Origin of the sequence: Rhizobium johnstonii 3841 (assembly GCF_000009265.1) — a bacterium.
Classification (GTDB): Bacteria; Pseudomonadota; Alphaproteobacteria; order Rhizobiales; family Rhizobiaceae; genus Rhizobium; species Rhizobium acaciae.
On record NC_008380.1, the window covers coordinates 4,536,220 to 4,542,500 of the forward strand.

2 protein-coding genes, 1 tRNA gene and 2 rRNA genes (1 of these 5 running past the window's edge) are annotated in these 6,281 nt (G+C 57.3%); all 5 read right to left on the minus strand.

Annotation, left to right across the window (positions count from 1 at the left end; translation table 11 throughout):
• Positions 1 to 15: 15 nt before the first annotated feature.
• Positions 16 to 813 (minus strand): hypothetical protein, encoded by a 798-nt coding sequence (locus tag RL_RS37800; protein WP_011653671.1) that lies wholly within the window; start codon positions 811 to 813, stop codon positions 16 to 18.
• Positions 814 to 1,078: 265 nt separating this feature from the next.
• Positions 1,079 to 3,607 (minus strand): methyl-accepting chemotaxis protein, encoded by a 2,529-nt coding sequence (locus RL_RS22035; RefSeq protein WP_011653672.1) that lies wholly within the window; start codon positions 3,605 to 3,607, stop codon positions 1,079 to 1,081.
• 396 nt (positions 3,608 to 4,003) lie between these two features.
• Positions 4,004 to 4,080 (minus strand) — tRNA-Met (locus RL_RS22040).
• Positions 4,081 to 4,294: 214 nt separating this feature from the next.
• A 5S ribosomal RNA gene (gene rrf, locus RL_RS22045) occupies positions 4,295 to 4,409 on the minus strand.
• Between the two features lie 241 nt (positions 4,410 to 4,650).
• Positions 4,651 to 6,281 (minus strand): 23S ribosomal RNA (locus RL_RS22050) (it continues 1,310 nt past the right edge of the window).

Sequence of the window (6,281 nt, forward strand, 5' to 3'; positions counted from 1 at the left end):
AGTTTCGAACAGACGCTATAGTCCCGAGGTCAGCACCCGGTGGCATGCAGGCGACACGCGTTGCAAATTGTCCCGAAGACAAGCGATAGCCCGTCCTCCGCCCAAAGGCACCGTGCGGCACAGAGCCTGAAAATCCGATCCGCAGGTTTCGCGCAGGATCATCAGTTCCTCGCGCGGCGAGAAGGCCGGCATCATGGCCCGGGGAGCAGGCGTGGTAACAACCGTCGCAGCAGCACCGCCGCTGGCTGGGGTTGATCCGGCAGATCCTCCCAAGGCCGCAACGGCCTGCTGACACGGCGCCGATAGAGCGGCATTGTGCTGTTGCAAGCAGCTGAGTGCCTCGGTGCCGCCCGGTGTGACACCAGAGCATTGCGCCATAAAGTCGCGTTGGCAGGCCGATTTGACGGCGTTGCGTTGCGCCTGCGTCGGCTGATGCGCGGGTGCGCGCGTCCCCGGCGCCGGTGTGGTTGCCCCGGTGGTTGCGGGCGCAGCCGGGGCCGGCTCCGCGGATGTCGACTTGGGGTTGCTCACCGCCGACACCGCCTTCCGGCAGCCCGCCGACAGTGTGGCATTATGCTGTTGCAGACAAGTGAGCGCCTCGATGCCGCCCGGCGTCACCCCTGAACATTGCGCCATGAAATCGGAGCGACATTCCGCCTTGATCGCATTGCGCTGCTCTTCAGTCGGCGCCTGCGCGAACGCGACACCAGCTGAGAGCACCACTGCGCAGAACGCTGGCAATCCCGAGATAGCAAACAGAAGACGACGCCTTCCATGCGGAGCCGTCAGTTGAGAAGATGCCCATTTTCGCATTATTCCTCTCCCTATAAATCTTTAATCTACTTCATGAAATGGAACGTCCTGCCGAATAGGAAAATAAACGCCCGCCAATTGGAGGGACGTTGCTTGTCGCTGCGGAAATATTAAAACGCGGGCTCCACGTATATTAGAAGATTGCTATTTTAGCAACTATCGTGCGCCTGAAAACTAACCAAGGGAAACGTATTACTCATCAGCCTGCTGATCGGAATCATCCATCTCAAAGCAAGTTAACAGGTACTGCGAATACATGCTGCCGTCATGCCGCCGTCTGGTACCCTCGTGACGCCGCGCTCTCGTGGCCTTCAAGCCGAAAGCGCGCAATCATGTCGGTAAGTGCCAACGCCTCGGACGATAGCTGTCTGGTGGCAGCATTCGTCTCTTCCACCATCGCCGCATTTTGCTGCGTCATACGATCAATATCGTTCACCGATGCGTTGATCGAATGAAGTGTCGTCGCTTGGTCGCGGCTTGACGAGGCGATGAGCTCGATATGACCGACGATGTGGACGATCTCGCTGGAAATCTCCATCAGCGCATTGCCGGTGAGGCCGACGAATTCGGAGCCGGACGCAACCTCTCGGACGGAATTGTTGATGAGCTCGCCGATTTCCTTGGCTGCGCGCGCCGATCGCTGCGCCAGTTCCCGCACCTCCTGCGCCACGACAGCAAAGCCCTTGCCGGCCTCACCCGCTCTTGCCGCCTCGACTCCCGCGTTTAGGGCCAAGAGATTGGTCTGGAAAGCGATGGAGTCGATGGCGCTGACAATCTGAACGATCTTGCCCGACGCGTCCTCAATCCGTCCCATGGCCGAAACCGCGTTCTGGACCACTGAAGCCGAGGCGTCGGCGCCCTGTTTGGCACGTTGGACAAGCGTAAGCGCTGCTGCTGCCCGTCCTGAAGAGGTGTTGACGGCGGAAGAAATCTCCTCCACTGCCGCTGCGGTTTCCTCAAGTGCGGCCGCCTGCTTTTCCGTTCGACTGGCCAGGTCGTCAACGGCTTCCGCCATCTGGCGGCCATTGTCGCTGATGAGGGAAGACGTCTCGCGGATATCGCAGAGCGTCCCCCTGAGACCCGCGACCGACATGTTGAAATCAGTGCGGATCCGGTCGAGTTCGGAGGCAAAGGGCGTATCGATCGAAAAATTCAACTCCCCGCGCGACAGCCGTGTGAGCCCCTCTGCAAGCGCCTCGATTGCGGCGTCAACCTGGGCCTTGGCGCTACGTCGCTCGAGTTCGTTGCGGACGCGCTCAGATTCCGCATCACCACGCGCGATCTCGGCCTGTTGTTCCATTTCGACATTCGACAGGGCATTTTGTTTGAAGACGGAAAGCGCACGAGCCATTTCCCCGATCTCATCGCCCCGTGCCTCGCCGGTGATTGTGGTATCGAGCCTTCCCTCTGCGATCTTGCGCATCGCTGCGGTAATCTGGGTGATCGGTCCCTTCAGGGTGACGACCAGCGCGGCACCCGCGGTCATAGCGATCAGGATGCCAAACACAATGGCACCGCCGGATATCCTATTGGCCTGTTGACGATCCTGCCCAGCATTTCGCCTTTGCGTCTCGGCGAATTGAGCGAGCAGGTTCCAGGTGTTGTCGATCTGCCCCGCAGCGCTGTCGAATTCAGCAAGCTTGCGCGCCGCACCTTCGGAGAGCGCTGCCGCGTTTGCTGCAAGCAGATCGAGGACGGGTTGAGCCCTCGTCGGAATTTCGGCAAAGACAGGATCGTCGTTCACCACGCCGGCAAGACGGCCGAGCTCGGTCTGATACATGTAGATCGACTGCTGGACTTTTTTCACTCGCGCGTCATCTGGATTGCCGGCGAGTTCGGCGAAGCCGACGCGGATCTCGTTATTGCTCTTAACGATGGCGCGCAGTGCGTTGCCGACATTCGTCGCCTGCGAGATATCCTTGTCCGACGCGGCAAGCGCGAGCACGGAGGTCCGCATCAGATCGTCGCCAATCGTCTTGAGACTGTCGCCAGTTGCAGCAAGTTTGGCAACGGCGGCATCCGTTGCTGGGACATCCAAAGTGTCAGGCGACACCTTCGAAGCGTTGGCGATGGCATCCACTGCAGCGGCATACTGCGCGGCGAGGGCTTGTTTGTCGGTCGCGACCGCAGACGAAAGCTGCTCCTTTGCCTTTTGCAAATCGGGTGCGTATTTGGCTATCAGGCTAACTTTGTCAGCCGGCGTCGTCGCATTCGTATAGTCATTGCGAAGTTTTGTCGCGACACTGGCGGCAGCGCTGATGGAGACGGAATTGTTCAGGCCGCTCTTGTTGGCATTTTCCGTCTTTTTCGCACTGGCCATCAGCATGAACGAGCGCTTGCCGACCTGGCCTTGCAGGTCAAGAAGTGCCGCGGAAGCAGCGTCCACATCACTGAGAATTTTCTGCTGCCCCGTTTCGATTTGCCAGATCGCTTCGATCTTTTGCGGGATGATTTTCGATTGATCGAGCGCCCGGTCAAGAAGCCCCACATCGGTCGTCGGCCTTAGGCTCTCGATCGTCTGCTTCAGGTTTGCCAGTTGCTCTCGGGCCTCCGCAAGCGCGGTATCACGGGCCTGCTGCGACGGCTTCATCAGAAAGCCGGTCATGCTGGAAGAAACATGTTTGAACCCGTTCAGGGACTGCAAAACATGGTTGGAGATCTCCATCCGACCTTCGAGAAGGCTGGCCGCGTAGTAGCCCGTCAGCCCCACTGCGCATAGGCTAATGACGAATGGCGCCAAAAGTACCAGCACCTTCGTCTGAATGCGAACCCGCGACATCAAACCATTTACCACAACTGCATCCCCACCACCGATTGTAGTCAAGCTGTCATTTTTTGCTTAAGAACCGATAAATGGGTTGATCCGAGGATTATGCACGCCTCATCTGTCGCGGCGTGGTTCAGACACTCGAAGGGGCATGTAGGCAGGCCGGCTATTCATTTTCGCTTGGCCTTGTTGCGGCCCCCTGGTGAAGTATTAACTCCTCGACCTTCTTGAACGCAAAAAGCCCGCACGAGGCGGGCTTTTTGCGTATTGTTTTTATGGGAAGGTTTGGTTGCGGGGGCAGGATTTGTTGTTTTCTGTCCCGCTGCGTCGGCTTTGCCTTCTTGCGGGCCCCTGATTAGGCATTAAACCCTCGACCCGTTACCAGATACGAGAAAGCCCGCACGGGGCGGGCTTTGTCGTATTTGGTTGCGGGGGCAGGATTTGAACCTGCGGCCTTCAGGTTATGAGCCTGACGAGCTACCGGGCTGCTCCACCCCGCGTCCAGCGCAAATCCCGAAGGGATTTGTCGCGTCTGCGTAAAGCGCCTTTGGCGTTTTACGCTTACTGCCCGAGCAAATTGCTTGCAATTTGTCTCGTATTTTCCTGCCGATGCATTTTAACACAAAAGGCCGCTTTGTGAGCGGCCCTTTTGTCTCGGCTTTGGGCCGTTGGCTGTGAATGAGAAGATTGTTTTACATCAGTTGCGTTTTGCAGACCTGGCAGCGACCTACTCTCCCGCGTCTTAAGACGAAGTACCATGGGCGCAGGGGCGTTTCACGGCCGTGTTCGGAAAGGGAACGGGTGCAGCCACCCCGCCATAACCACCAGGTCGGCAAAGCGCAACTTTATGTTTTGAGAAGCTGGCAGGCGTTAGCCTGTTTTCTTTTTTTGAACACGTCTTTTGGAACCTCTTCCGGCTGCGGGTGCTTGTGGCACCCATACAGGCCAGAGGCCGTCGCCAATCGTTTGGCGGGCCGTCCGCAGCGCCATGGCGCGTCAGGACAAAGGTCTGGCACATCGGTCCGGACAAACACGATGTGTTTGCCGGGAGATGAGCATAGTCAATGAGAACGATCAAGCCGATCGAGCTATTAGTACCGGTAAGCTTCATGCGTTGCCGCACTTCCACACCCGGCCTATCAACGTGGTCGTCTTCCACGGCTCTGATAGGGAATACTCGTTTTCAGGTGGGTTTCCCGCTTAGATGCCTTCAGCGGTTATCCCGTCCATATGTAGCTACCCTGCTATGCCCTTGGCAGGACAACAGGTCCACCAGAGATATGTCCATCCCGGTCCTCTCGTACTAGGGACAGATCCTGTCAATATTCCTACACCCACGGCAGATAGGGACCGAACTGTCTCACGACGTTCTGAACCCAGCTCACGTACCGCTTTAATTGGCGAACAGCCAAACCCTTGGGACCTGCTCCAGCCCCAGGATGCGATGAGCCGACATCGAGGTGCCAAACAACCCCGTCGATATGGACTCTTGGGGGTCATCAGCCTGTTATCCCCGGCGTACCTTTTATCCGTTGAGCGATGGCCCTTCCACGCGGGACCACCGGATCACTATGACCGACTTTCGTCTCTGCTCGACTTGTCAGTCTCGCAGTCAGGCGGGCTTATGCCATTGCACTCGACGACCGATTTCCGACCGGTCTGAGCCCACCATCGCGCGCCTCCGTTACTCTTTCGGAGGCGACCGCCCCAGTCAAACTACCCACCATACACTGTCCCGGACCCGGATAACGGGCCGCGGTTAGACATCCATGACGATAAGGGTGGTATTTCAAGGATGGCTCCACGGAAACTGGCGTCCCCGCTTCAAAGCCTACCACCTATCCTACACATGCCGACACGAATGCCAGTGTAAAGCTATAGTAAAGGTGCACGGGGTCTTTCCGTCTGACCGCAGGAACCCCGCATCTTCACGGGGAATTCAATTTCACTGAGTCTATGTTGGAGACAGCGGGGAAGTCGTTACGCCATTCGTGCAGGTCGGAACTTACCCGACAAGGAATTTCGCTACCTTAGGACCGTTATAGTTACGGCCGCCGTTTACTGGGGCTTCGATTCAAAGCTTGCACCTCTCCTCTTAACCTTCCAGCACCGGGCAGGCGTCAGACCCTATACGTCGTCTTGCGACTTCGCAGAGCCCTGTGTTTTTGATAAACAGTCGCTACCCCCTGGTCTGTGCCACCCCATAATAGTTGCCTAGCATGGGGTCACGCTTCTTCCGAAGTTACGCGTGCAATTTGCCGAGTTCCTTCAACATAGTTCTCTCAAGCGCCTTGGTATACTCTACCTGACCACCTGTGTCGGTTTCGGGTACGGTCTATACGGTGGAGCTATTTCCTGGAACCGCTCCGCTGCCCATCCAATCCAATAAGAATGAACAACTTGTGCAATCCGTCACTACCACCAGGCCCACGAATATTAACGTGGTTCCCATCGACTACGCATTTCTGCCTCGCCTTAGGGGCCGGCTAACCCTGCTCAGATTAACTTTAAGCAGGAACCCTTGGTCTTTCGGCGAGAGGGTCTCTCACCCTCTTTATCGTTACTCATGTCAACATTCGCACTTCCGATACCTCCAGGAGCCCTCACGGGTCTCCCTTCATCAGCTTACGGAACGCTCCGCTACCACTTGCATTACTGCAAATCCTCAGCTTCGGTGCATGGCTTCAGCCCCGTTACATTT

Excerpts from the sequence above, each read along its gene's own strand:
- RL_RS37800 (WP_011653671.1), bottom strand. The coding sequence starts at position 813 with ATGCGAAAATGGGCATCTTCTCAACTGACGGCTCCGCATGGAAGGCGT.